Below are 22,049 nucleotides of genomic sequence, written 5' to 3' on the forward strand. Positions count from 1 at the left end.
TCTTCCCGCTGGCCACCGCCACTTCAACCTGCCGCAACACCGTTACGATCTGCTCTGGTTTGTACCTCTGCATCGGCATATTCAAATACCTCCCTCATGAGATTCTCTCTCACTTCGGCTGGTATCGAAATCGCCGGGCAGGTCAACTGAGCGGGGACGTTGTGCAGTAGAGCGCGCTGAAAGCAAGTACGGAATCAGCCAGAGGCACGCCTGCCGGCTTTGGGAGCAATGGTGGGGAACGCAACGATACCGATCGCTGCCGCGAGCCGACGAGGATGAGCTAACGCGAGCGGTCATTGTCCTAGCCGAGCAGTATGGACGCTATGGCTACCGCAGGATTTCCGCTCTGCAGGAACCAAACGCGATTCCTAATTTCAGGCCCGGCAAGGCACGTGTGTCCACATATATACCCTTAAGCCTTGGATATAAGCCAGAGTCCCATTCGAGGGGGTGCCGGGGTACTGCCCAGCGCGATTTATTCTCCTGAAAACTGTGCCCACCCTGTGCCCACACAGAGGGCTACGAGGGTCTACCAAGACAAAAGGCACCCGGATTGAAACACCGGGCGCCTTTCGTCCTAAGATCTTTATATAGTGTCGGATAGCAACAGGTAACAGTTGGTGAAGTTTGGTAGCGCTACCGGGAATCGAACCCGGGTTTAAAGATTGAGAATCTCTTGTCCTAACCCCTAGACGATAGCGCCACACTTGGTTGAGTATTGCCGACAAATTTAATGCTAGCGAGTTCGGCTCCGCCGGTCAAGGCCGCCGGTCAAGGCCGCATCGCCGATGGCCGCTCGGCTTGGATGGACTGTCATCAAGCAGGACAGGCCGGAGGCCTGTCCCCACTCCATCAGCAGCTACGCGCGCGGGCCGCTGGCGGTGACTTCCTTCGAGACGGTGGGAGCAAATGTCTCGAAATTATTGGCAAAGCGGGCTGCCAAATCCTTCGCCTTAATATCGTACTCAGCGGGATTGGCCCAAGTGCTGCGCGGCGTCAGAATCTCCTTGGGCACGCCATCGCAGCTTTCCGGAATATTCAAGCCAAACACCGGATCGGCCTTGGTGGGAACATCCTTTAGCTTGCCGTCCAGAATGGCGCGAATAATCGCGCGGGTATGCGCGATGGAGATGCGCTTGCCCACTCCGAACGGACCGCCGCCCCAGCCGGTGTTCACCAGCCAGCATTGCGCCTTGTGCTTGTTCAGTTTTTCTTTGAGCAGATTGGCGTACACGGAAGGCTGCAACGCCATGAAGGGTGCGCCGAAGCAAGTGCTAAAGGTGGCCTGCGGCTCCTTCACGCCGCGCTCCGTGCCGGCCAACTTCGCCGTATAGCCGGACAGGAAATGATACATGGCCTGCTCGGGTGTGAGCTTAGAAACTGGCGGCATCACACCGAATGCGTCGGCCGTCAGGAAGATCACATTCTGAGGATGGCCGGCGGTGCCGGACATTTCGGCATTTTCGATCTGCGTGAGCGGATAGCAGCCGCGCGTGTTCTCGGTGCGCGATTCGTCGTTCAGGTCCTGAACACGGGTGACCGGATCAATGACGACATTCTCCAACACGGTGCCAAAGTTGCGGGTGGTCTGATAGATCTCCGGCTCAGCCGTGGACGAAAGTTTGATGACTTTCGCATAGCAGCCGCCTTCAAAATTGAAGACGCCGTTGTCGCTCCAGCCATGCTCATCGTCGCCGATCAGCTTGCGGGCGGCGTCGGTTGAGAGCGTGGTCTTGCCGGTGCCGGAGAGGCCGAAGAACAGCGCCACATCACCCTTCGCGCCGACGTTGGCCGAACAGTGCATGGACATTACGTTTTGCAGGGGCAGCGCGTAGTTCATGATGGTGAAGACAGACTTCTTCATCTCGCCGGCGTACTGCGTGCCGCCGATCAGCACCAGTTTCTTGCCGAAGTTAACCAGAATGAAGGCTTCCGAGCGCGTACCGTCCGTTGCGGGATCGGCCTTGAAGTTGGGGGCGCACAGGATGGTGTACTCGGGGACGTGCTTGCTCAACTGTGCGGCGTCCGGTCGGATGAACATGTTCTGCACGAAGAGGCTGTGCCAGGCGTATTCACTGACAATGCGCACAGGCTTGCGATATGCGGCTTCGGCACCGGCGAACAGATCCTGAACATAGAGGTCGCGGCCCTGGAGGTAAGCGAGCATGCGCTGATGCACGCGATCAAACTTCTCCTGCTCAAACGGGCGGTTCACCTTGCCCCACCAGATGTGACTGTCGCTGGAGGGTTCTTTCACCACGAACTTATCATCGGGCGAGCGACCGGTATACTTGCCCGTGTTCACCACCAGCGGGCCCGCTTGCGAGATAGCCCCTTCGCCGCGGCGGATAGCATGCTCATAAATTACCGGGGCCGGCAGATTCCAATACACATTGTTGGCATTCTGAATGCCTATATGATCCAAACCAAATGACGACGGATTCCTTCCCTCTTGACCCATTCACGATCCTCCTGAAAATGCCCTGCAATATCCGGTCGGCGAAAGTGGATCGCCTGCTCCCTGGCACCCACTTACGAGTGGGGTGAAAACAATTAGTTTACGAACTCTTGCGCCTTCATGCAACTGGGGCACGGACAAATTGCCGTGTTGAGGAAGGGCGGTTCAATCCTCGCGACCGTCGATGAAGGCGTCGAGTACGCGGGGCTGCTCCAGGTAGTGCGTCAGCGCATACTCAGCGATCAGATGATGCTCCACCAGAATCACCGCGCCGATCCATTCGCCCGAAAGATGCGGCGCTTCCACGTCGTGGTTGCAATCGCCGCTCGATCCTTCATCCTGGCCGCAGCGACCGCCCGAGATTTCATCGAAATGCGGCAGGTCGTTCCAGACAGCAGTGCCCACCGTCCCGGACATATCCAGCCGTAATCGAATTCGCGTCACGTAAACTCAATTTCAGATGAGCGCCGGCTGCGCATACCGCGAGGCGACCATCGGGAGCCTTGCGCACGCCGCCACGCAGTGGCCTTGCGCGCACCGCCGCGCAGTGGCCTTAGCGGCAGACCGCGCCTTCCGCGGCGGACGATACCAGCTTGGCGAACTTGGCCAGCGCGCCCCTCGTGTATTTTGGCTCCGGAGCCTTCCACTTGCTCAAGCGTTTCTTTATCTCCTCGGCAGTAAGGGCCACGGAGAGGATACCTTTTTCGGCATCAAAGGTGATGCGGTCGCCTTCCTTGAGCGCGGCAATCGGACCGCCTACGAATGCTTCAGGAGCAACGTGGCCCGCCATCAAGCCATGCGTGGCGCCGGAGAAACGGCCATCGGTCATCAGAGCGACCTTATCGCCCAACCCCTCGCCGTGCAGCGCGCCGGTAACCGAGAGCATCTCGCGCATGCCGGGACCGCCCTTGGGGCCTTCGTAACGAATCACCACAACGTCGCCCGCCTTGACCTTTCCGGCCAGGATCGACTTCATCGCTGCTTCTTCGCCATCAAACACGCGGGCGGGGCCCTCGAGACGCAGATTCTTTACGCCGGCGGTCTTTACCACCGCGCCCTCAGGAGCAAGATTGCCTTTGAGAATGGCAAGGGTGCCCGTCTTGGAAATGGGCTTCGAGACGGGGTAGAGAACTTCCGTCGTCAAATTGACCTTAACGTCTTTCAAGTTCTCTTTCACGGTCTTGCCGGAAACGGTCAACATATCGCCGTGCAGATAACCACCGTCCAGCAGCATCTTCATCAGCACGGGGACGCCGCCGGCGCGGTCGAGATCGGCCATCACGAAACGTCCGCCGGGACGCATGTCGGCGATGTGCGGAGTGCGGCGGCTGACCGTGGTGAAGTCATCAATGGTCAGCGGCACGCCGGCTTCGCTGGCAATCGCGAGCAGGTGCAAAACGGCATTGGTGGAGCCGCCCGTGGCCACTACCACGGCAATAGCGTTCTCAAAACTCTTGCGCTTCAAAATGTCGCGGGGGGTAATTCCCTTTTGGAGCAGATTCATCACGGCCACGCCAGAGCGGTAGCTGGCCTCCTGGCGGCGTTCGTCAACCGCGGGAATGGATGCCGTCCCCGGCAAGGACATGCCGATGGCTTCCATTGCCGCAGCCATGGTGTTGGCGGTGTAGTGGCCTGCGCAGGAACCGGCGCCAGGGCAGGCGGCGTGCTCCAGCGCGGATAGCTCCGCGTCATTGATTTTGCCGCGAGCGTGCGCGCCCACGGCCTCGAACACATCCTGAATGGTGATGTCCTTACCGCAATAGCTTCCGGGAAGGATGCTGCCGCCATAGAGAAACACACCGGGAATGTTCAGCCGCGCCAGAGCCATTACCATGCCGGGAAGGCTCTTGTCGCAGCCGGCGATGGTTACCAGACCATCGAAGCGCTCGCCCACTGCCATCACTTCCACGGAGTCTGCAATGACCTCGCGGCTGACGAGAGATGCCTTCATGCCTTCGTGTCCCATGGCGATGGCGTCGGAGACAGCGATGGTGCCGAACTCGAACGGCGTGCCGCCGGCGGAGGTTACGCCTTCCTTGGATTTCTTGGCCAGATGATTCAGATGAAAATTGCAGGGAGTGATCTCGTTCCAACTGGAGGCTACGCCGATGTGGGGACGGGCAATCTGCTCGTCGGTGAATCCCATGGCGTGGAACATGGCGCGATGCGGGGCGCGCGTGGGACCCTCGGAGACTTCAAAACTGCGGTGCTTCAGCTTGCGATCAATTTTCATGGCTGCCCCCTAACGACCCCTTCGGCAATTAGCACTGCCAGCAAAGTCACATCCGATATCAATACTGGCGCACCTCATAGTAATCGCTGAGGTGACCGATGAGACTCTCTAGTATAGCGCAAAGTTGAGGAGGGGCGGAGCGCAGGAAGCTCGGCATGGAGTATTTTTACAGAGTCGCAACTCAAAGGGAGCGGTCGTGTCAGACAATTATCCAAGACAGATGAACGCGACCGGTCTCTCTCGGTCGCGGCTCCGTAGGCGTTACTCGCTCGGTTGAGGGAGGGTACTCCAGCTTCGCCAGGTTATTCCCTCGCGCGCAGCCAGCGGCAGTCCAGGTATGAGAACAAGAAGGTAGGTAATCACCCAAACAAATAGCGCCATGCTGCTGGCAACGGGAACGGGCACATTGAATAGATGAGTAAGAGATAGCACCGTGGCCAATTGAATTCCGCCCCCCACCGCCGGCAGGTGCGCCAGCGATCCAAGTCCGCTGGCGACCATCACGAGGGTCAAACCACCCAGATTGATTCCGTTCATGGGGCTGCCGAGCGCCTGCGCCGCGCTCCAGTAGGTGGCCAGCACCAGCAGCCAGACCGCAGCGGTAGATAACAAGGCGAGCAGCAGATTCGGCAGATCGCCGATCACCGCCAAGGCTGAAATAAAGTGGTCAAAGATGCTCCGCAAATTCGCGCGGAATTTGTCTGGCAGCAACTGCGTCATGGCCCGAAGAATATTGCGGGCAATGGAAGGATAGTAGTGGAGGACAGTAAGGACACAGGAAAGACCAATAGTCATTACCAGAAGGACGACTCCAGCGCGACGAAAACTTTCGAGCAAGCTGCTCGCGGTGGTTCCCGCAGCAATAGCTGGCGGCCAAAGCCAGAGCGAGGCACCGAGCAAACCGACAATGGCGAGGCTATCCAGAATGCGCTCCAGCGTCCATGCACCAATCTGGGAGGAAACGGCCACACCTTCCTTCTTGGCGATCAGAAACGGGCGGATAAACTCACCCGGGCGGCCAACGATACCTACAATCGCAAAGCCGATCACGGTGGACACCAGCACATTTTTCAGGTTGGTCGCTCTCGTGGGACGCAGCATAACCTGCCAGCGGAGTGCGCGTAGCAGGTAAGTGGAGCCGATAAATAGAGTCGCCAGAATCAGGTAATAGGGATTGGCACTGGAAACAGTGCTCCAGAACCCAGGTGATTGGAACTGCTGAAAATGCGGATTGGAAGAAACCTGGTAGATTGCCCAGACAACTCCGGCTACCAGCACCAATCCCGCAATCAGGTATCGCTTGCGCATCTTCATTAGCTCAGGGCTGAGGGCTCCAGCGGCTCATGGCCAGGAACTCCGTCAGCCGACGGCGGTGGAACCGGCGAGAATTTTGTCTCCCGCTGGAAATGGAGACACCCGTTCCTCTAACCATAATGTGGGATAGGCGGCGGATTGAAAAGTGGCGCGAATGGAACGGAGCAATTCCGACCGTCTCTTAGGACAACCGAATTACTCCTTTTCCGTTGGCGGCGCAGTGGGGCGAGGTGGACGAGGGGAACGCGAATGCGACGATCCCCGGCGTGGTCGTCCGCCACCGCTGGGACCCCGTCTTCCGGGCTGTGCTGCCCCGCCCCGGCGGCGTGGTTTGGGTGCTTCCGGGCTGGCGGCAATTGCCCCCTTACTGGAGCTGGAAGCTTCGGCAATTATTTCAGGCGCACCCTGCAATGAGGCTGGAGCGGCTTCCGGCCGAATCACCACGGCTGCGGGCATTGGAGTGGTAGCTGGGACGTGCTTGGCCGCCCTCGACGGACCGTAAGAATCACGGCTGGGAGAAAACTGGACACCCGGTCGCACCCGCCAAATGGAGTCTGCATCGGGCTCCAGCCGAACCAAACCCACGTCCTGGGCATAGTTCAACAGCTCGGCAAACTGGCTGAAGCCATAACGCTTTTCATCGAACTCCGGTTCGACTCGCTGGACGTAATCCTTCACTTCGCTGAAACTTAATTCGCCCCACAGGTCATTCTCGTCAATCACCTTGAGCGACCGGAACAGAATGGGCAGCGCGTCCTCGGATTGCAGTAGCGGATCAGCGGGCGGATTGGCGACGGAGGCGGCAGGCTGCTCGACGAGCAACTGGCCGTCCACGCGCTTTATCTCGATCATGCGCTCCTTCTGCAGCATCTCCATGAACTGCCGGAAAGAGCTGGCGCCATAGTCGCGCTCCGTGAAGGTGGAGTCGAGCTGCATCATGGTGCTCTTCAGTAACCCAAGCTGCGGAGTTACTTCACGCCGCGCGATCACCTCTAGCGTGCGATAGAGGAGCGAAGCAACGTGGGAAAGTGGCAGCGCCGCGCTGGACCTTGGAGACTGCTGGGGCGACTGCTGGGGCGCGCGCGGTGATTGCATTTGGCGGGTTGGCCGCTGCGTGGACGCGCTAGGCGTTGGCGTACCCAACAGGCTTTCGTAGCTGATGAACTCGCGGCAATTGCGCTGCAATATGGTGCTCGTAAACGCCTTGCCCCCCACCACATAAACTGTCTTGTTGTATTGCTTGAGCTTTTCGACCAGCGAGATGAAATCGCTATCGCCGGAAACAATAGCGAAGGCGTCAATGTGCGGCTTGGTGAGAGCCATCTCCAGCGCATCCAGTGAGAGGTTGATGTCCGCGCCGTTTTTGTCGCCGCGCGGGCCGGGATGACGCTGGACCATCTGGACGCCATGTTGGGAAAGCGAACGGCTCATCTGCCCATGCCGAGTCCAGTCGCCATAGGCGATCTTGGTGAGAATCTCGCCGCGCTCTTTCAGTGCTTCCAGCACAGGAGAGACATCAAACTCGCGCCGCAGCGTATTCTTCACGCCAATCTCGATGTTGTCAAAATCAATAAAGACCGCAATGCGGTGTCGCTCTTCCATGAAAATCCTTTCTAAAGTGGCAAATACATATTGGTGCCGGTGTGGTCAGCGGCAGAGGACACTGAGGCTCGGATTAGTTTTTCCAGTCTGCGATAAAGACGTTGGTGTCGCCCTGCTTCGCGGCATTCCGATTGGAGCCAAAGACCAGCCGTTGGCCGTCGGAGGAGAACATGGGGAAGCCGTCGAAACCATCACTGTAAGTGATTCTCTCCTGCCCCTGGCCATCAATGCCTATCATGAAAATATCGAATTCGCGGCCACGCGGATCAGCCGTGTTGCTTGAAAATATGATGCGTTTGCCATCGGGATGAAAGAACGGCGCGAAATTTGCGGCGCCATTGCGGGTAATCTGCCGCTTGTTGCTGCCATCGGCATTCATCACGAACAGTTCCAGCTTGGTGGGCCGGATGAGACCATCTTTCAATAGCGCGCGGTAGTCATCCAGCTCTTTTCCATCCCCCGGCCCATTGCCAGGATGATGCGCACGGTAAACGATTTGCTTCCCGTCGGCGGAAAAGAATGCTCCTCCATCATATCCAGGCTCACTAGTGAGGCGACGAACGTTCGATCCATCGGAGTCCATGTAGTATAGATCCAGGTCGCCATCGCGCACCGAGGTAAAGACTATCTTCTTCCCATCGCGGGAGAGCGTGGCCTCGGCATCGTAGCCGGGCTGCTTGGTCAACTGTGTCAGTCCCGACCCATCCCAGTTCGCCGTGAAAATATCGTAGGAGTCATCGATAGGCCAAACATATCCGCGCGAATAGTCCGGCTTGGGAGGACACGCCGCGCTCTTCAAATGCGTTGACGAATAGAGAATGCGCTGGCGTCCGGGAAAAATGTACGAACAAGTTGTGCGGCCCTGGCCCGTGCTAACCAGGCGGCGCTGACCGCCCTGCACATCCATCAAGTAAATTTGGTCGCAACTCGCCGCGCCATCGTGGCCCTGATAGGTCAGCCAGCGATTGTCGTCGGAGAAGTAAGCTTCAGCATTCTCACCGGCAAAGGTGAGCTGGCGAACATTTCCAAAGTGGCTTTCCTGGGGATGCGCTAGAGCAGGCATGGCTTGAGTCTGAGGCTGAGATCGGACGGATAACGGCCAACGCCCGCCTGCTGCTGTGATTACAAGCAATAGAAAACTAGCGGCAATCATTAAGCCTGATCTCAATTTAATCATCGTCAAACCGGCCCCCACGCCATTTTCCTATTCTACTCCCGAATCAGGCACCGGGCTAATGACTGGGCATTCCATGAGAATATGGCGATCAGGCGGACTCGCCAACGCTTTCGGTGTAGTATGCCAGACCTATTGGTTCTTGAGACAAATTGAGACCTGCGGCCCATTGGATTACATGCCACCTCAGGCTACTTTGGATCAGGGGCCAGTGGATCTGATTTCCGACCCCCATTCCAAACCTCATCGCCCAAACCGGCGTATGGAGAGAATTGCGAGACGGGCATGACACATCAATTGGCGGAACTACAGGATATCCCAATAAAGGACATCCAAGTAATGAAGGCCAACGTCCGCCGGGTCGTCGAGTCACTGGACGTTTGCTGGCGCTGTCAAAACGTGACGGAATGCAATCGACACATATTGGGCAATCTCGTTCTGGTCTGGCTATGCCAAGGCTGTCTCACGGAGATGGAGCATCTGAATACGCCGCAAGAAGCCCGACCAAAGCGACAGAGAAAAGTATTGGCATAGTTCCAGTTGCTACGGCCTGTTACTACGGATTGACACAGACTCGCCTCATAAACGCTGGGATTCCCTCTTGCTACGGACCGTCCGCAACCGCGCAACGCCGTTATCCCCAAGTGTTCGGAAATTTCCTAGGTTTGACAGCCCTAATTACAGAATATAATCGATAGTGTCCATGAAGGAATTTTCTGCTTGAAGAGGGGTTCGGGATGACTACCCACAGAGAATTTCAGGAAATCAATTTAATCTATCAAACCATAATCGAGCGATTGCTTCGTTGCCCGCTTCCTTTGCCGGAAGTGGTACAACAAGCAGCCGCCGATGGGACGGCCCCTACCGCCGACGCAGGAGCTCCGCAAGAGGCTGCATCTTGGATCGAATTGCTGAATCTTGCCGTTACACCACATCTACTGCGAACGTACGTCTTGGAAAACAATCCGAAAGACTCCGCCCTGCGCTCACTCATCCGGTTTCTGGTCAGCAAGCCGTTGCATTCGCAGGAAGATCACGACAAGGTTGATTGGCTGGTAACCCATCTCTTTAGCATAAGAGAAGCTGGAAGCCAGCGTCCCACAGCCTGGCCTAAAATGGATGTCAATGAAATTCTTAGCGGCCTGGAGTTCCCCAGTCTTTCCATGCAGTCAGAAGACATGTTGATGGAAATGCCGGCCTTGATCGATGAGGTAAAGTACTTCCGGACTTTCAGCGAGATAACCGATTCCCACATCATTCGACGCGCGCGAGACATGAAGAATCTATTTGGCGAGTAATTTTTTCATCCCGCAGTATTAACGGCGGTCGTCAATTACAATCTATTCTTCGGGAAGCAGTTTAATGCTTTGTTTCAGGACACCTTGCGGCAGGTTCACGAATTTGCGAAATCAGACCCCAACACCGAGGCGCCGGACGAGCGAAAGTTGTTATCCAGCGACTATCGATTGACGGACACAGCCTTCAGCAACCTGGGCAGACATGGCCGCAAGGAGAGCAACGACCATTCGGCTGCGGGAAATCTGGCTTCCCAGCAGCTCTCGCCTGAGCAGCAACTGAAACAGATGGGAGTCGATGCAGAGCAGGAAAGCCTTTACCTCCGCAATCGCGTGGAAGAGCTGCTAATGCGCGTGCGCGGTAATGCCAATACCACTTCGATCCCCAACTCCTTCGCTCCGTTGCAGCTGGATGATTGGGAAGCTGGGGCGATGCGCAATCCATTTCCGGAAAGCGAGCAGAGCTTTCGCGCCGACTACGCTCGCGGCATAACCAGCGCCATTGCCATCGTCTTCAGTATCTACGAAGAGATCCCCCAGTACCTTGAAAAAAAGGGGACTGAATTTCTCTGGAAACGTCATCATGATTCGCTCGTTTATCTGCTTTATGAAGGACGCAACCACAAGGACTTCTTACTGCAACTCTCCGCATCCAGCGGTGACCGTGGCTTGAATGAAAAAGCCCGGCAACTGCAAACGACCGCCAATAAGCTCGGTGTGGGACTCGGTAAGGTTGCGGAGTTGTTCTAAACTTTTCTCCGCTCCACTACAATCTTAAATCACCGTGCGGATTCTGAAGCTTATTATTCAGGACGCCGGTTCTCCACCAGAGTGGACGACCCGTTGACGCTCCACCATTGGCCTGATAGGATGTCTTTTACTTGGATTTTCTCCTACTCATGGCCATTCTCCCCATTACCGAAGGTCTCACGTTTGATGATGTGTTGCTGCTTCCTGGCCTATCGGACGTTTTGCCTATTTCCGTCGACACCGCCACGTTCTTCACTCGCAACATTCGCCTGAACATTCCGCTATCCAGTTCCGCCATGGACACCGTAACCGAAGCGCCCTTGGCCATTGCCATTGCTCAACAGGGCGGGATCGGCATCATCCACCGCAACATGTCGATCGAGAAGCAGGTGCTGGAAGTGGATCGCGTTAAGCGCAGCGAGAGCGGCATGATCTCCGACCCGGTTACGTTGCCTCCGGATCAGAAAGTTTCGGACGCGCTGGAAGTCATGCGACGCTACAAGATCTCCGGCGTCCCCGTCACCCAAAATCGCAAGCTGGTGGGAATCCTCACCAATCGCGACTTGCGCTTCGAGACGCGCCTCGATCTACCCATCAGCGAAGTGATGACCCGCGAAAATCTGGTTACCGTCGCTGTCGGAACAACGCTGGAAGAAGCCGAGTTGATCCTCCAGCGCCATCGCGTTGAGAAATTGCCGGTGGTGGATGACCAGTACAACCTATGCGGGCTGATTACCGTTAAGGATATCCAGAAAAAGCGCCGCTATCCGCTGGCCGCAAAGGACGACAAAGGTCGCCTGCGCGTCGGGGCCGCTGTGGGCGCCACTGGCGATTTCGTGGAACGTGCCTTGGAGTTAGCCAATACCAAAGTGGACGTAATCGTCATCGACACAGCCCATGCCCACTCCACTCGCGTATTGGAAGCCGTCAGAACGTTGCGCCGGCAGCTTACCGGCGTCGACCTCATCGCGGGAAACGTGGCTACCTATGAGGGCGCTTTTGACCTGGCTAAACTCGACGTGGATGCCATCAAAGTAGGAATTGGGCCCGGTTCCATCTGCACCACGCGCGTGGTTACCGGCGCTGGCGTCCCGCAGATCACGGCTGTGATGGAGTCGTGCAGAGCCGCAAAGGACTCCGGTATCCCGGTAATCGCCGATGGGGGCATCAAGTTCTCCGGGGACGTCACCAAGATTCTGGCTGCTGGAGCTCACTCGGTAATGGTGGGAAATCTCCTGGCCGGCTGCGACGAAAGTCCGGGCGAGTTTGTTCTCTATCAAGGCCGCACGTTCAAGGCCTATCGCGGTATGGGGTCGCTCGGCGTAATGGAGACCGGAGTCAGCCGCGACCGTTACTCGCAAGATATGGTCCAGCGCGACAAGCTCATCCCGGAGGGCATTGAAGGCCGCGTTCCTCATAAGGGCTCGCTGGAATCAATGGTGCTCCAATTAGTCGGCGGCCTCCGCTCGGGCATGGGTTACTGCGGCGCGGCCACTCTCGAAGAGTTACGGACCAAATCACGCTTCGTGCGCATCACCACCGCCGGCTTGCGTGAAAGCCACGTTCACGATGTTATCATCACCAAAGAGGCTCCCAACTACCGCCTCGACTAACCCGCAGCAGCCAGTATCGACCGGTCTGTCCCCTTTGCTGGGCTGCTAATTGGACTTGACTGCCAGTGATGTCCCAGCCTTCCGCGGAATCGCAGAATCTTCCACGCACATCCCGATACGAGTTTCTTGATCTGCTGCGCGGCGTTGCCGTGTTGATGATGATCGATGGCCACGCCATGCGTGCCCTGCTCGACCGCCGGATTCGGGCGACCTTTGCCTATGACATCCATGAACTTTTTCACGGCCTGCCAGCACCGATCTTCCTGTTCGCCGCCGGAGCCGCGTTTGCCTTTACCCTGGAAACTTCAGCAGGTCACAGGAGAGTTGCCGATCCGACCGCCGATCGCAAACGGAATTGGCACCGGCGCCGGCGCCTGCTGAATGTCCTGCTGATGGCATACGGTCTGCAACTCAGCTATTTCTCACTTCGTCAAACGATTGCCTCCAGCACGCCAGAACAGTTTGTCATCCTGCTCAACTTCAATGTCCTGCAGTGCATTGTGATTAGCGTGCTGGCGCTGCGCTGGTTGAGCACGTGGGCTTCATCCCAAGAATCACTGGCGCGCATCTGCACCGGACTCGCCTTGGGAATGGGCTTGGCTACGCCGCTGGTCTGGGCCATCGCACCCAGTGTGCCGATGTGGCTGGGAACCGTACTGAGTCGACACTACAGCTCGTATTTTCCTCTATTTCCTTACGCGGCGTTTACGTTTGCTGGTGCGGCATGGGGAGTGCGCTTCCAGATGGCATGCACCCGCAACGAAGAGTCCAGATTTCTGCAGCGCACCATTGTTGCGGGCGGAGTGGGGATGGTGGTCTGCACATTACTGGCGGGCATTCCATGGCCACCGCTTTACGCGGAGTTTTGGTGGTCGAGCCCCTGGTATCTCTGGCTGCGGATCGGCCTGCTAGCGTTGCTCGGCGCGCTGTTTCGCAGAATGGAGACCGGTGCCGCGAGCACTCAGGGCAGCAATCATGGCAGGACGCTCCGTTTGCTGGCTCTGCTGGGCAGGCAGTCGTTCTATATCTACATTGCTCATCTGCTGGTCCTGTACGGATCGGCCTACAATCCCAGATGGAACATGCTCCGCAAGCTGGGAACGAATCTTCCCTTTTGGGAATCCGCCGTAGCCACGACCCTACTGGTCCTCGTTATGATCCTTTCCGCGATGTTCTGGGACTGGGCAAAGAAAACGCATCCGGTACGTGCCAATCAATTCAAATGGGCGCTGGCTACCTATTTAATCATCGTCTTCCTCATTTCGTAACCGGCGCTGGCCGCAATCGCTGTGCGCACAAAAAAAAGGGAGAGACTGAGTCTCTCCCTTCTCGCAATATACGCAACAATTTGCCAAACAAAGAAACTGACTTGAATACTCCTATTTCTCGGCCTTGGCCTTCTTAGCTGGGGCTTTCTTAGCAGGAGCCTTTTTAGCTGGTTCCTTCTTGGCTGGAGCTTCGGCTGCTGCCTCTGCTTCAGCGGGCGCTGTCTTTCCCCGCTTCTTCTTCTCTTTTTCAGTAACCTGTTCCTTCAGCTCACTGCCCACCAGTTCGACCATGGCCATATCGGCTCCGTCGCCGAGGCGTGGTCCGAGATGAATAATGCGCAGATACCCGCCGGTACGGCTTGAAAAACGGGGCGCCAAGGTATCAAACACTTTTTTTACAGCAAGTGGAGTTTGTAGAAAAGCAGCGGCTTGGCGGCGGGCATGAAGAGTCTCGGCCTTGCCCAAGGTGATCATTTTTTCCGCCCACGGACGCAACGCCTTGGCTTTGGTAACCGTCGTGGTAATCCGCTCATGCTCCATCAGCGAGGTCACAAGATTGCGGAGCAACGCCCTACGATGACTAGTGTTCCGTCCTAATTTCCATCCCGCTCTGCGGTGTCTCATAACCTATCTCTCAATCATTAATTTCGTTCTGTGCTATCCCGATCCGCCTGCGTGATCAGGATGCTATTCGCGGGTGGCTGCCGGCGCGATCAAGTTGCCGCGCTCATCGACTCGCATCCCAAGGCTTAAACCCATGCTTTGCAAAATTTCTTTGATTTCGTTCAGGGACTTGCGGCCAAAGTTTTTGGTGCGCAGCATCTCCGACTCACTCTTCTGAATCAGTTCGCCGATCGTTTGAATGTTGGCGTTCTTCAGGCAGTTGTAAGACCGCACCGAAAGCTCCAGCTCTTCCACGGAGCGATTCAAATTCTCATTGCGCAACTCCAGCCCGCCGGGCATGGATTCTTCATACGCCGTGGCGCGCTCTTCAAAGTTGATGAAGATGGCCATGTGGTCCTTCAACAGCTTGGCGGCCAAGCCGACCGAATCCTGCGGGGCGATCGATCCGTTGGTCCACACCTTCAAAGTCAGCTTATCGTAATCGGTAACCTGCCCAAGCCGCGCAGGCTCCACCGTGTAATTCACTTTGCGCACGGGAGAATGCACGGAGTCGATCGGGATGTAACCAATTGCCAAATCATCATCAAAGTTCTGATCTGCGCTAATGTAACCACGACCGTGCTTAATGCGGATCTCAACATGCAGCTTGCCACCTTCGCTAACCGTGGCCAGATAGATGTTCGGATCAAGTACTTCCACATCCGCATCGGTCTGTATGTGCGAGGAAAGGACTTTACCGGGCTTATCGATGATGATCGAAAGAGTCTTGGGTCGGTCACCATGCAAGCGCAGCGGAATTTGTTTGAGATTGAGAATAATGTCAGTGGCGTCTTCGACCACGCCGGGAATCGGAGAGAACTCGTGCAACACCCCTTCGATTTTTACAGCGGTAACTGCCGCTCCTTCAATCGAAGAGAGCAACACACGGCGCAGAGAATTTCCAACGGTGGTGCCAAATCCGCGCTCGAATGGTTGCGCGGAAAACTCGCCATAGGTTGGCGTCAGCGTCTCCAGATTGACCGCCAACCGCTTCGGTTTTTGAAAACCCTTCCAGAGCATCACGATAGTTTCTCCTGAATCTCACCCCGGAAAACAATATCCATTCGGTGCCAGCGGGTGTGGGATGAACCATCCGCCTCTCACCGTGCAGCGTCTTACGCTGCAACCAACTCTCGCCGCCTACTTCGAGTACAATTCGACAATGAGCTGTTCTTGAATCGGCTGCTGAATGTCAGAACGTGAAGGATTCGACAGTACCCGGCCACGCATATTGTCGCGATCCATCTCCAACCATTGAGGGACCGAGCGGTGCGACGAGCTGTCACGATTGGCCACAATCGTCTTATTTTCTTTGCTGTTGGCGCGGACTTCGATCACATCGCTCGGCTTGACCAGATACGACGGAATATTGACCTTGCGGCCATTCACCTGGAAATGCCCGTGACGAACCAACTGCCGAGCCTGCGCACGCGAGGTTCCCAGGCCAAGACGGTGAACAACGTTGTCCATGCGCCGCTCCAGATACTGCAGCAGCATCTCGCCGGTGATGCCTTTGGACACATCGGCTTTTTCGAAGTATCGGCGGAACTGACCTTCCAGTACTCCGTAGATGCGCCGCACCTTCTGCTTTTCGCGCAGTTGTAAGCCGTAACCGAGCATTCTCGGGCGGCGGTCTTTGCCATGCTGTCCGGGAGGAACATTGCGCTTCTCAATCGCGCACTTCTCCGTCTGGCAACGGTCACCCTTCAAAAATAATTTTGTGCCTTCTCGCCGGCACATCCGGCATACAGGACCAATATTTCTAGCCAAGCTTGCTTCCTCCTGCTGGTCTTGCACCAACTCTAATTTCAAATGTCATCGCCAAACCGAAGCCTGCAACACTACCATCTTCCGCAATCACACGCGCAATCGCGCACTCAACTCAAACTCTGCGCTTTTTCGGGGGGCGACAACCGTTATGCGGAATAGGCGTAACGTCGCGGATCGACTTAATGTCCAAACCCGACGAGGCCAGCGCCCTGATGGCGGATTCGCGTCCGGAACCAGGTCCGGTAACGCGCACATCCACAGTCCTGAGCCCATGATCGCGCGCGGCATGCGCAGCCGTCTGCGCCGCTTGCTGCGCTGCAAAGGGAGTTCCCTTGCGCGAACCGCGGAATCCGAGTGAGCCGGAACTTGACCAGGAAAGCACATTGCCGTTGAAGTCGGCGATCGTCACCAGCGTATTGTTAAAGCTGGCCTGGATATGCACAATGCCGCTGGTAACGTGCTTCCGCTCTTTTTTCTTGAAGGCTTTCTTTTTGCCTTTTTTCTCGACTACTGGCTTTGCCATTCCCGCTCCTACAATTTTCCGTCTCTGTTACTGACCAGACTGAGACACAACCTGGGATTCAGCCTAGGTCTTTGCGGACGCCTTCTTCTTGTTGGTAACCGTGCCACGTCGCGGCCCTTTGCGCGTTCGGGCGTTGGTGTGCGTACGCTGCCCGTGAACCGGCAAATTTCGGCGATGGCGGCTTCCCTTGTAACATCCGATCTCGATCAACCGGCGTATGTTCAGGGAAATTTCTTTGCGCAGCTCACCTTCCGTGGAGCCATCATCCTCCAGAATTTTGCGGATGCGCGCCACTTCTTCCTCGGTGAGATCCTTCACGCGTGTTTCAATATTTATTCCAGCGCGCTGGCACACCGAGTTGGAACGAGCCAGACCTACGCCATAAATGTAGGTCAACCCGATCTCCACGCGCTTTCCCAAGGGCAAATCCACGCCCACGATTCGCGCCATAATACTGCTCCTCCTGCACTTCAAATACTCGCGCTCAGTGAAAACCTGTTCGGACGCTGCCTCAACAAAACCAGGCGATTGCGGACACGCTATCTGCTAGCGTTAGCCCTGCCGTTGCTTGTGTTTCTTGGTGGCGCAAATCACCCGCACCACGCCTTTGCGGTGAATCACCTTGCATTTATCGCAAATTTTCTTGACCGATGCTCGAACTTTCATAATCCTAAAACCTCGTCTATTAGAGCCACCCGCAGTGCTGACTACGGTCGCGTCAAAACCCATGGACCGTTCTTTGTTACCACCACCGTATGCTCGAAATGCGCCGAATGGCTGCCATCTTCCGTTACCGCCGTCCACTGGTCCTGCAGGACGCGGGAGGCGTAATGGCCCATGTTTACCATCGGTTCGATGGCTAACACCATTCCCTCTTTCAGTTTCGGCCCCTGCCCCGCCGGCCCGTAGTTGGGAACCTTGGGGTCCTCATGGAGTTTGCGACCAATGCCGTGTCCGACAAACTCCCGCACCACTGAAAAACCATTTTTTACTACATGCTGCTCAACCGCAGCGGAGATATCTCCCACCCGATTGCCCAATCGCATTTGTTCGATGGCGGCTCCGAGCGACTCTTCCGTAACTTTCAGCAGCTTCTGCAACTCCGGGGTAATCGCACCCACGGGTACCGTAATCGCGGAATCACCGTAATATCCATCTACTTCAACGCCGACATCAATGCTAACGATGTCCCCTTCGCGCAATACTTTCTTCGGAGACGGTATACCATGCACAATCTCGTCGTTAACCGAAGTACAAAGAATGCAGGGGTAATTGTAAAGCCCCTTAAATGCGGCCTTGGCCCCGCGCTTGGCCAGCCACTTCTCCGCAGCAGTCTCCAGATCGAACGTCGAAATTCCCGGTCTCACATGGGCGCGCACTTCGTTCAGCAGCTCCCAAGTGGTCAGGCCAGCCCGGCGCATCGTCTCAATCTCCAAGGCTGACTTGCAGATAATCATCTCTCAAAGTCCTGAAACCGCCGCTCCGCTACGCTGCCCTTAAACCGCCGCGAGGAGCTTGCTCAGATCCTCCGTGATTTTTTCCGGCCGCTGCTCACCATCCAACTGGACCAGCCGTCCGTCTTTCCGGTAAAACTCAATGAGTGGCGCCGTCAGCAGTTCGTATGCAATCAAGCGCTCACGAATGGCGTCCTCGCGGTCATCCGAACGCTGGACCAACGCCGTTTGATCCAAATCGCAAACCAGATCCGCCGCTGGTGTTTTCGTTTTCAGGTTATACACCGCGTGGCACTTCGGACAGGTGCGCCGTGAACTAAGGCGCTCCACAATCAAGTCGTAGCTGACTTTCATGTTCACTACGACCGGGTCCTGCTGGCCGCGCGACGCCAGAATCTGCTTCAGCGTCTGGGCCTGTGCCACCGTGCGCGGATAACCATCCAACAAAAATCCGCTACTACAATCCGACTGGAGCAGCCTTTCGCGCACCATGCCGTTTACAATCTCGTCGCTGACCAGTTCACCGCGATCCATGGACGTCTTGGCCAGCATCCCCAGCGGGGTTCCTTCCAGGACATTCTCGCGGAAGATGTTACCCGTCGAGATATGCGGAATCCCCAGGAGCCGGGAAATCTTGATGGACTGCGTTCCCTTGCCTGTTCCAGGCGCCCCCAAAAAAATCAATGGCAGCGCGGCTCGAGTACTGACCTTCCAGTTCATCCGTCTCGATCGCTCCCGCAGGATGCTTCTCTCTTACATTTCCAGACCCGCGCTGTGCAGACTGGGAATCGCCAGGAGAAGACTAGCCGGCGATCACTTCCACTTTGCCACCTGCTTTGAGAATCTTTTCCTTCGCCGACTCGCTGAACTTGTGCGCTGAAACGGTTACAGCCTTTTTCAGCTCACCTTCCCCCAGCACTTTCAAGCCATCATGAAGACTGGATAGGACGCCGGTCTTCAGCAGAAACTCCGGAGTGATGACCGTCTCTTTCAGCTCCGCGATGCGATCCAGATTGATGATCGCGTATTCCTTGCGGAAAATATTGGTGAACCCACGCTTCGGGACGCGGCGTTTCAAAGGCATCTGTCCGCCTTCAAATCCGCGCTTATTGCTCGTTCCCGATCGCGACCCCTGACCCTTGTGGCCACGGGTCGAAGTCTTCCCGTGTCCGGAACCCATGCCACGGCCCACACGCTTTCTGGCGTGGGTCTTTCCCGCCGGCACTTGAATCGAACTTAAATTCATAATCTCTTGCTCCGTCCTGCTTCAGCAAACTCTATTCCTGCTGTGCCATTCCGCTTGATCCCAACTAATCGATGATCTTAACCAGATGAGGAATCTTGGCAACCATGCCGCGAATGCCCGCATTATCCGGCTTTACGACCACCTGCTGTAGTTTGCGCAATCCCAGACCGCGCACAATCAACTTGTGTTTTTGCGGACACGCAATGGCACTCATTACCCAGCGGATTTTGATCGTACCCTTGGTTGAACCTGTTCCTGTTGCTTTTTTCGCCGCGCTCATGATCTTCCTATCTCCTGCTGCCGATTACTTCGATCCCGTTAGGTTCGCAATCTCCGGACTAACCCTCTGCGGGAATCACTGTGCCATCTTCCGCCGCTGGGGTACGGCGCTTGCGTTCGCGCAACTGGCCCAGAGCTTCCATCGTGGCACGAATCACATTATGCGGATTCGTGGTGCCGAGCGACTTTGACAAAACGTCATGAATGCCCACAGCCTGTAGAATCGCACGCACCGCGCCGCCCGCGATCACTCCGGTGCCCTCAGGCGCCGGCTTCAACAGAACTAATCCTGCGCCGTACTTGCCGAGTACTTCGTGCGGAATCGTAGTCCGATACTTGTTGATCTTTGTCAGATTTTTCTTCGCGGCTTCAATGCCTTTGCGGATGGCCTGGGGCACCTCGCGTGCCTTACCGCTGCCAAATCCGACGACGCCCTGGTCCGGGTCACCCACGACGACCAGCGCGGCGAAGCTCATGTTCTTACCGCCCTTGACTACTTTCGTCACGCGGTTGATATTGACGACCTGATCTTTCAACTGAAGGCCTGCTGCATTTACACGTTCTACCAATCGTCCTCCTAAACTGCTGCCCTACCAGATCGCTTCCCCCAATGCTGCCTACAGATAACGAGCCTCAGTAGCAAACTAAAACTTCAACCCGCCCTCGCGTGCGGCATCGGCCAACGCTTTCACGCGACCGTGGTACATGTACCCGCCGCGATCAAACGCCACTGTTTCAATACCCTTTTCCTTTGCCCGCTTGGCGATTTCCAGGCCGATCATCTTAGCCGCAGCCACTGTGCCGCCACTTTTCTCCGCGAAACTTTTCTCGGCCGTACTCGCAGCCGCCAGCGTTTTGCCGACGGTATCATCCACCACCTGTGCGTAGATATGGTTCAGCGAACGGTAAACATTCAAGCGCGGGCGCGCCGGATTACCCGACAAGGTTTTGCGCAAACGTGTATGAACCCGCTGGCGATGCTCATTGCGTAAATGCTGTTCGATCATATTCCTGCGCCGTTCCCCTGCCTGGCCTGTTCTGGTATGTCCAGGCTTGTCCAGGCTGAATTTCAGCCAATCAATCTTTTGGGCCTAATGGCACCGCTTAAATTATCGCCAACTGCCCGCTCCGGCTTATTTCGAGCCGCTCGCTCCGGCCTTGCCCTGTTTCTTGATCAGTACTTCGCCGACATAGCGGATGCCCTTGTTCTTGTAAGGGTCCGGTGGGCGAAGGCCTCTAATTGTAGCCGCCGCCTGGCCGACACGCTGGCGGTCAATCCCGGTGATGGACAACCGGGTCTGCTTGTCAATCGCAACCTGAATGCCATCCGGCAAAACAAACTCAATCGGGTGCGAGTACCCCAGCGCAAAACTGAGGACCTTGCCTTTGGCTTCGGCGCGATAACCGATACCGACGATCTCCAGTTCCCTCTGGAAGCCCACCGAAACACCAGTCACTGCATTCGCCAGCAGGCTGCGTATCAGCCCATGCATGGCGGCAAGTGAGTCATCGCGACGCTGCACGTGCAGCACCGCGTCCTTCTTCTCCACGCTGATGCCATCCGGCAAATCAACCTTCAATTCGCCTTTCGGGCCCTTGACCTTGATCAGCTCACGGCCGATCTGGGCCTCGACCTTGGCGGGCATTGCGATTGGTTTTTTTCCTATCCGCGACATGTCGTTTGTCCTATCCGAGCTTCTTCCAAAATTCCTTTAGCAAACTTCCACCATATATTCGCCGCCCAGCTTGGCTTTGCGGGCGCGAGAGCCGGTCATCAACCCCTGCGGCGTCGTCAGAATCACGTGTCCCATTCCGCCCAGCACCGAGGGAATCCGTGAGTGCTGCACATAGACACGGCGTCCGGGACGAGAAACGCGGCGCAGGCGAGTGATCGCAGGATCACCGGCGCTGGTGTACTTCAAGTTGATCCGCAGCACTTTCTTGCGGCCCTCTTCAGCTACTTTGTAACCACTGAGGTAGCCTTCATCCTTGAGGATCTTGGCGATCTCCACCTTCAACTTGGACGAGGGCAGCTCGACCTTAGGGTGCCGCGCGCTCAATCCATTCCGGATGTGTGTCAGCAGATCGGCGATGGGGTCGGTCATGTTCATGTGATTCTCGTTTCACTCCTCAAATCAAATCCGCTTCAACCTAGCCCGGATAATCCCCGGCTATTGCCAGCTAGAACTCTAAGTGGTCGGCGGCTCCTACCAACTCGATTTCCGGACACCTGGAATCTCGCCGATCAGCGCCAGCTTGCGAAAGCACAGGCGGCAGCAGTTGAACTTGCGCAGATACGCGCGCGGCCGTCCGCACAGCGGACAACGGTTGCGTTGCCGCGTGGAAAACTTTGGCTTCTTGAGCGCTTTGGCCTTATGCCCTAGTGTTGACATCGTCCTTAACTATT

At 56.4% G+C, this 22,049-nt stretch carries 25 protein-coding genes and 1 tRNA gene; 4 read left to right on the forward strand and 22 right to left on the reverse strand.

Features of this window, described 5'->3' with window-relative positions:
• Positions 1-628: 628 nt before the first annotated feature.
• The 7 genes from EXQ56_10975 to EXQ56_11005 form a co-directional block, all read right to left on the reverse strand.
• A tRNA-Glu gene (locus EXQ56_10975) sits at positions 629-703 on the reverse strand.
• Between the two features lie 156 nt (positions 704-859).
• On the reverse strand, positions 860-2,461 hold the full coding sequence (locus tag EXQ56_10980; protein ID MSO20963.1) for a phosphoenolpyruvate carboxykinase: 1,602 nt from the start codon (positions 2,459-2,461) through the stop codon (positions 860-862).
• Between the two features lie 162 nt (positions 2,462-2,623).
• Positions 2,624-2,902, reverse strand: coding sequence for a hypothetical protein (locus tag EXQ56_10985; GenBank protein ID MSO20964.1), 279 nt, complete (start codon positions 2,900-2,902; stop codon positions 2,624-2,626).
• 109 nt (positions 2,903-3,011) lie between these two features.
• Positions 3,012-4,685, reverse strand: coding sequence for a dihydroxy-acid dehydratase (gene ilvD, locus EXQ56_10990; protein MSO20965.1), 1,674 nt, complete (start codon positions 4,683-4,685; stop codon positions 3,012-3,014).
• Positions 4,686-4,952: 267 nt separating this feature from the next.
• Complete coding sequence (locus EXQ56_10995; protein MSO20966.1) at positions 4,953-6,005, reverse strand: flippase-like domain-containing protein; 1,053 nt, start codon at positions 6,003-6,005, stop codon at positions 4,953-4,955.
• A 195-nt stretch (positions 6,006-6,200) separates the two neighbouring features.
• Positions 6,201-7,607, reverse strand: a complete 1,407-nt coding sequence (locus EXQ56_11000) for an NYN domain-containing protein (GenBank protein MSO20967.1) — start codon at positions 7,605-7,607, stop codon at positions 6,201-6,203.
• A 73-nt stretch (positions 7,608-7,680) separates the two neighbouring features.
• Positions 7,681-8,784, reverse strand: coding sequence for a hypothetical protein (locus EXQ56_11005; protein MSO20968.1), 1,104 nt, complete (start codon positions 8,782-8,784; stop codon positions 7,681-7,683).
• 734 nt (positions 8,785-9,518) lie between these two features.
• Here EXQ56_11005 and EXQ56_11010 point away from each other — a divergent pair.
• The 4 genes from EXQ56_11010 to EXQ56_11025 all read left to right on the forward strand — a co-directional run bounded on the left by EXQ56_11010 (position 9,519) and on the right by EXQ56_11025 (position 13,707).
• Positions 9,519-10,079 carry a hypothetical protein gene (locus EXQ56_11010; protein ID MSO20969.1) on the forward strand — a complete coding sequence of 187 codons (561 nt, stop codon included), beginning with the start codon at positions 9,519-9,521 and terminating at the stop codon, positions 10,077-10,079.
• 69 nt (positions 10,080-10,148) lie between these two features.
• Positions 10,149-10,826 carry a hypothetical protein gene (locus EXQ56_11015; protein ID MSO20970.1) on the forward strand — a complete coding sequence of 226 codons (678 nt, stop codon included), beginning with the start codon at positions 10,149-10,151 and terminating at the stop codon, positions 10,824-10,826.
• Between the two features lie 149 nt (positions 10,827-10,975).
• A complete protein-coding gene (gene guaB, locus EXQ56_11020) occupies positions 10,976-12,439 on the forward strand; it encodes an IMP dehydrogenase (GenBank protein ID MSO20971.1) in 1,464 nt (487 codons plus the stop codon).
• A 68-nt stretch (positions 12,440-12,507) separates the two neighbouring features.
• Positions 12,508-13,707, forward strand: a complete 1,200-nt coding sequence (locus EXQ56_11025; protein MSO20972.1) for a DUF1624 domain-containing protein — start codon at positions 12,508-12,510, stop codon at positions 13,705-13,707.
• 111 nt (positions 13,708-13,818) lie between these two features.
• Here EXQ56_11025 and EXQ56_11030 read toward each other — a convergent pair whose 3' ends face one another.
• From EXQ56_11030 to EXQ56_11100, 15 genes are all read right to left on the reverse strand, one after another.
• Complete coding sequence (locus tag EXQ56_11030) at positions 13,819-14,331, reverse strand: 50S ribosomal protein L17 (GenBank protein MSO20973.1); 513 nt, start codon at positions 14,329-14,331, stop codon at positions 13,819-13,821.
• A 63-nt stretch (positions 14,332-14,394) separates the two neighbouring features.
• Positions 14,395-15,390, reverse strand: a complete 996-nt coding sequence (locus EXQ56_11035; protein ID MSO20974.1) for a DNA-directed RNA polymerase subunit alpha — start codon at positions 15,388-15,390, stop codon at positions 14,395-14,397.
• A 120-nt stretch (positions 15,391-15,510) separates the two neighbouring features.
• Positions 15,511-16,140, reverse strand: coding sequence for a 30S ribosomal protein S4 (locus EXQ56_11040; GenBank protein MSO20975.1), 630 nt, complete (start codon positions 16,138-16,140; stop codon positions 15,511-15,513).
• A 112-nt stretch (positions 16,141-16,252) separates the two neighbouring features.
• A complete protein-coding gene (locus EXQ56_11045; protein MSO20976.1) occupies positions 16,253-16,663 on the reverse strand; it encodes a 30S ribosomal protein S11 in 411 nt (136 codons plus the stop codon).
• 63 nt (positions 16,664-16,726) lie between these two features.
• Positions 16,727-17,113, reverse strand: a complete 387-nt coding sequence (locus tag EXQ56_11050; GenBank protein MSO20977.1) for a 30S ribosomal protein S13 — start codon at positions 17,111-17,113, stop codon at positions 16,727-16,729.
• Between the two features lie 102 nt (positions 17,114-17,215).
• The gene (locus EXQ56_11055; protein MSO20978.1) at positions 17,216-17,329 is read right to left on the reverse strand and encodes a 50S ribosomal protein L36; all 114 of its coding nucleotides are present in this window, start codon (positions 17,327-17,329) and stop codon (positions 17,216-17,218) included.
• 41 nt (positions 17,330-17,370) lie between these two features.
• On the reverse strand, positions 17,371-18,120 hold the full coding sequence (gene map / locus EXQ56_11060; protein MSO20979.1) for a type I methionyl aminopeptidase: 750 nt from the start codon (positions 18,118-18,120) through the stop codon (positions 17,371-17,373).
• A 39-nt stretch (positions 18,121-18,159) separates the two neighbouring features.
• Positions 18,160-18,837 carry an adenylate kinase gene (locus tag EXQ56_11065; GenBank protein MSO20980.1) on the reverse strand — a complete coding sequence of 226 codons (678 nt, stop codon included), beginning with the start codon at positions 18,835-18,837 and terminating at the stop codon, positions 18,160-18,162.
• 82 nt (positions 18,838-18,919) lie between these two features.
• Positions 18,920-19,363, reverse strand: a complete 444-nt coding sequence (locus tag EXQ56_11070; protein ID MSO20981.1) for a 50S ribosomal protein L15 — start codon at positions 19,361-19,363, stop codon at positions 18,920-18,922.
• Positions 19,364-19,427: 64 nt separating this feature from the next.
• On the reverse strand, positions 19,428-19,643 hold the full coding sequence (locus EXQ56_11075; protein MSO20982.1) for a 50S ribosomal protein L30: 216 nt from the start codon (positions 19,641-19,643) through the stop codon (positions 19,428-19,430).
• A 58-nt stretch (positions 19,644-19,701) separates the two neighbouring features.
• Positions 19,702-20,211 carry a 30S ribosomal protein S5 gene (locus EXQ56_11080; GenBank protein ID MSO20983.1) on the reverse strand — a complete coding sequence of 170 codons (510 nt, stop codon included), beginning with the start codon at positions 20,209-20,211 and terminating at the stop codon, positions 19,702-19,704.
• Between the two features lie 75 nt (positions 20,212-20,286).
• The gene (locus tag EXQ56_11085) at positions 20,287-20,649 is read right to left on the reverse strand and encodes a 50S ribosomal protein L18 (GenBank protein ID MSO20984.1); all 363 of its coding nucleotides are present in this window, start codon (positions 20,647-20,649) and stop codon (positions 20,287-20,289) included.
• Between the two features lie 126 nt (positions 20,650-20,775).
• Positions 20,776-21,318, reverse strand: a complete 543-nt coding sequence (locus EXQ56_11090) for a 50S ribosomal protein L6 (GenBank protein MSO20985.1) — start codon at positions 21,316-21,318, stop codon at positions 20,776-20,778.
• 36 nt (positions 21,319-21,354) lie between these two features.
• Positions 21,355-21,753, reverse strand: coding sequence for a 30S ribosomal protein S8 (locus EXQ56_11095; protein ID MSO20986.1), 399 nt, complete (start codon positions 21,751-21,753; stop codon positions 21,355-21,357).
• A gap of 96 nt (positions 21,754-21,849) precedes the next feature.
• Positions 21,850-22,035: a type Z 30S ribosomal protein S14 gene (locus tag EXQ56_11100; protein ID MSO20987.1), complete on the reverse strand. Its 186-nt coding sequence runs from the start codon at positions 22,033-22,035 to the stop codon at positions 21,850-21,852.
• Positions 22,036-22,049 lie beyond the last annotated feature (14 nt).

The organism is Acidobacteriota bacterium (genome assembly GCA_009691245.1).
Classification (GTDB): Bacteria; Acidobacteriota; Terriglobia; order 2-12-FULL-54-10; family 2-12-FULL-54-10; genus SHUM01.

Coding starts and splice junctions, on each gene's coding strand:
- EXQ56_10980 (MSO20963.1), bottom strand. CDS start 2,461: ATGGGTCAAGAGGGAAGGAATCCGTCGTCATTTGGTTTGGATCATATA.
- EXQ56_10995 (MSO20966.1), bottom strand. CDS start 6,005: ATGAAGATGCGCAAGCGATACCTGATTGCGGGATTGGTGCTGGTAGCC.
- EXQ56_11000 (MSO20967.1), bottom strand. CDS start 7,607: ATGGAAGAGCGACACCGCATTGCGGTCTTTATTGATTTTGACAACATC.
- EXQ56_11005 (MSO20968.1), bottom strand. CDS start 8,784: ATGATTAAATTGAGATCAGGCTTAATGATTGCCGCTAGTTTTCTATTG.
- EXQ56_11010 (MSO20969.1), top strand. CDS start 9,519: ATGACTACCCACAGAGAATTTCAGGAAATCAATTTAATCTATCAAACC.
- guaB (MSO20971.1), top strand. CDS start 10,976: ATGGCCATTCTCCCCATTACCGAAGGTCTCACGTTTGATGATGTGTTG.
- EXQ56_11025 (MSO20972.1), top strand. CDS start 12,508: ATGTCCCAGCCTTCCGCGGAATCGCAGAATCTTCCACGCACATCCCGA.
- EXQ56_11030 (MSO20973.1), bottom strand. CDS start 14,331: ATGAGACACCGCAGAGCGGGATGGAAATTAGGACGGAACACTAGTCAT.
- EXQ56_11035 (MSO20974.1), bottom strand. CDS start 15,390: ATGCTCTGGAAGGGTTTTCAAAAACCGAAGCGGTTGGCGGTCAATCTG.
- EXQ56_11045 (MSO20976.1), bottom strand. CDS start 16,663: ATGGCAAAGCCAGTAGTCGAGAAAAAAGGCAAAAAGAAAGCCTTCAAG.
- EXQ56_11050 (MSO20977.1), bottom strand. CDS start 17,113: ATGGCGCGAATCGTGGGCGTGGATTTGCCCTTGGGAAAGCGCGTGGAG.
- EXQ56_11055 (MSO20978.1), bottom strand. CDS start 17,329: ATGAAAGTTCGAGCATCGGTCAAGAAAATTTGCGATAAATGCAAGGTG.
- map (MSO20979.1), bottom strand. CDS start 18,120: ATGATTATCTGCAAGTCAGCCTTGGAGATTGAGACGATGCGCCGGGCT.
- EXQ56_11065 (MSO20980.1), bottom strand. CDS start 18,837: ATGAACTGGAAGGTCAGTACTCGAGCCGCGCTGCCATTGATTTTTTTG.
- EXQ56_11070 (MSO20981.1), bottom strand. CDS start 19,363: ATGAATTTAAGTTCGATTCAAGTGCCGGCGGGAAAGACCCACGCCAGA.
- EXQ56_11075 (MSO20982.1), bottom strand. CDS start 19,643: ATGAGCGCGGCGAAAAAAGCAACAGGAACAGGTTCAACCAAGGGTACG.
- EXQ56_11085 (MSO20984.1), bottom strand. CDS start 20,649: ATGATCGAACAGCATTTACGCAATGAGCATCGCCAGCGGGTTCATACA.
- EXQ56_11090 (MSO20985.1), bottom strand. CDS start 21,318: ATGTCGCGGATAGGAAAAAAACCAATCGCAATGCCCGCCAAGGTCGAG.
- EXQ56_11095 (MSO20986.1), bottom strand. CDS start 21,753: ATGAACATGACCGACCCCATCGCCGATCTGCTGACACACATCCGGAAT.
- EXQ56_11100 (MSO20987.1), bottom strand. CDS start 22,035: ATGTCAACACTAGGGCATAAGGCCAAAGCGCTCAAGAAGCCAAAGTTT.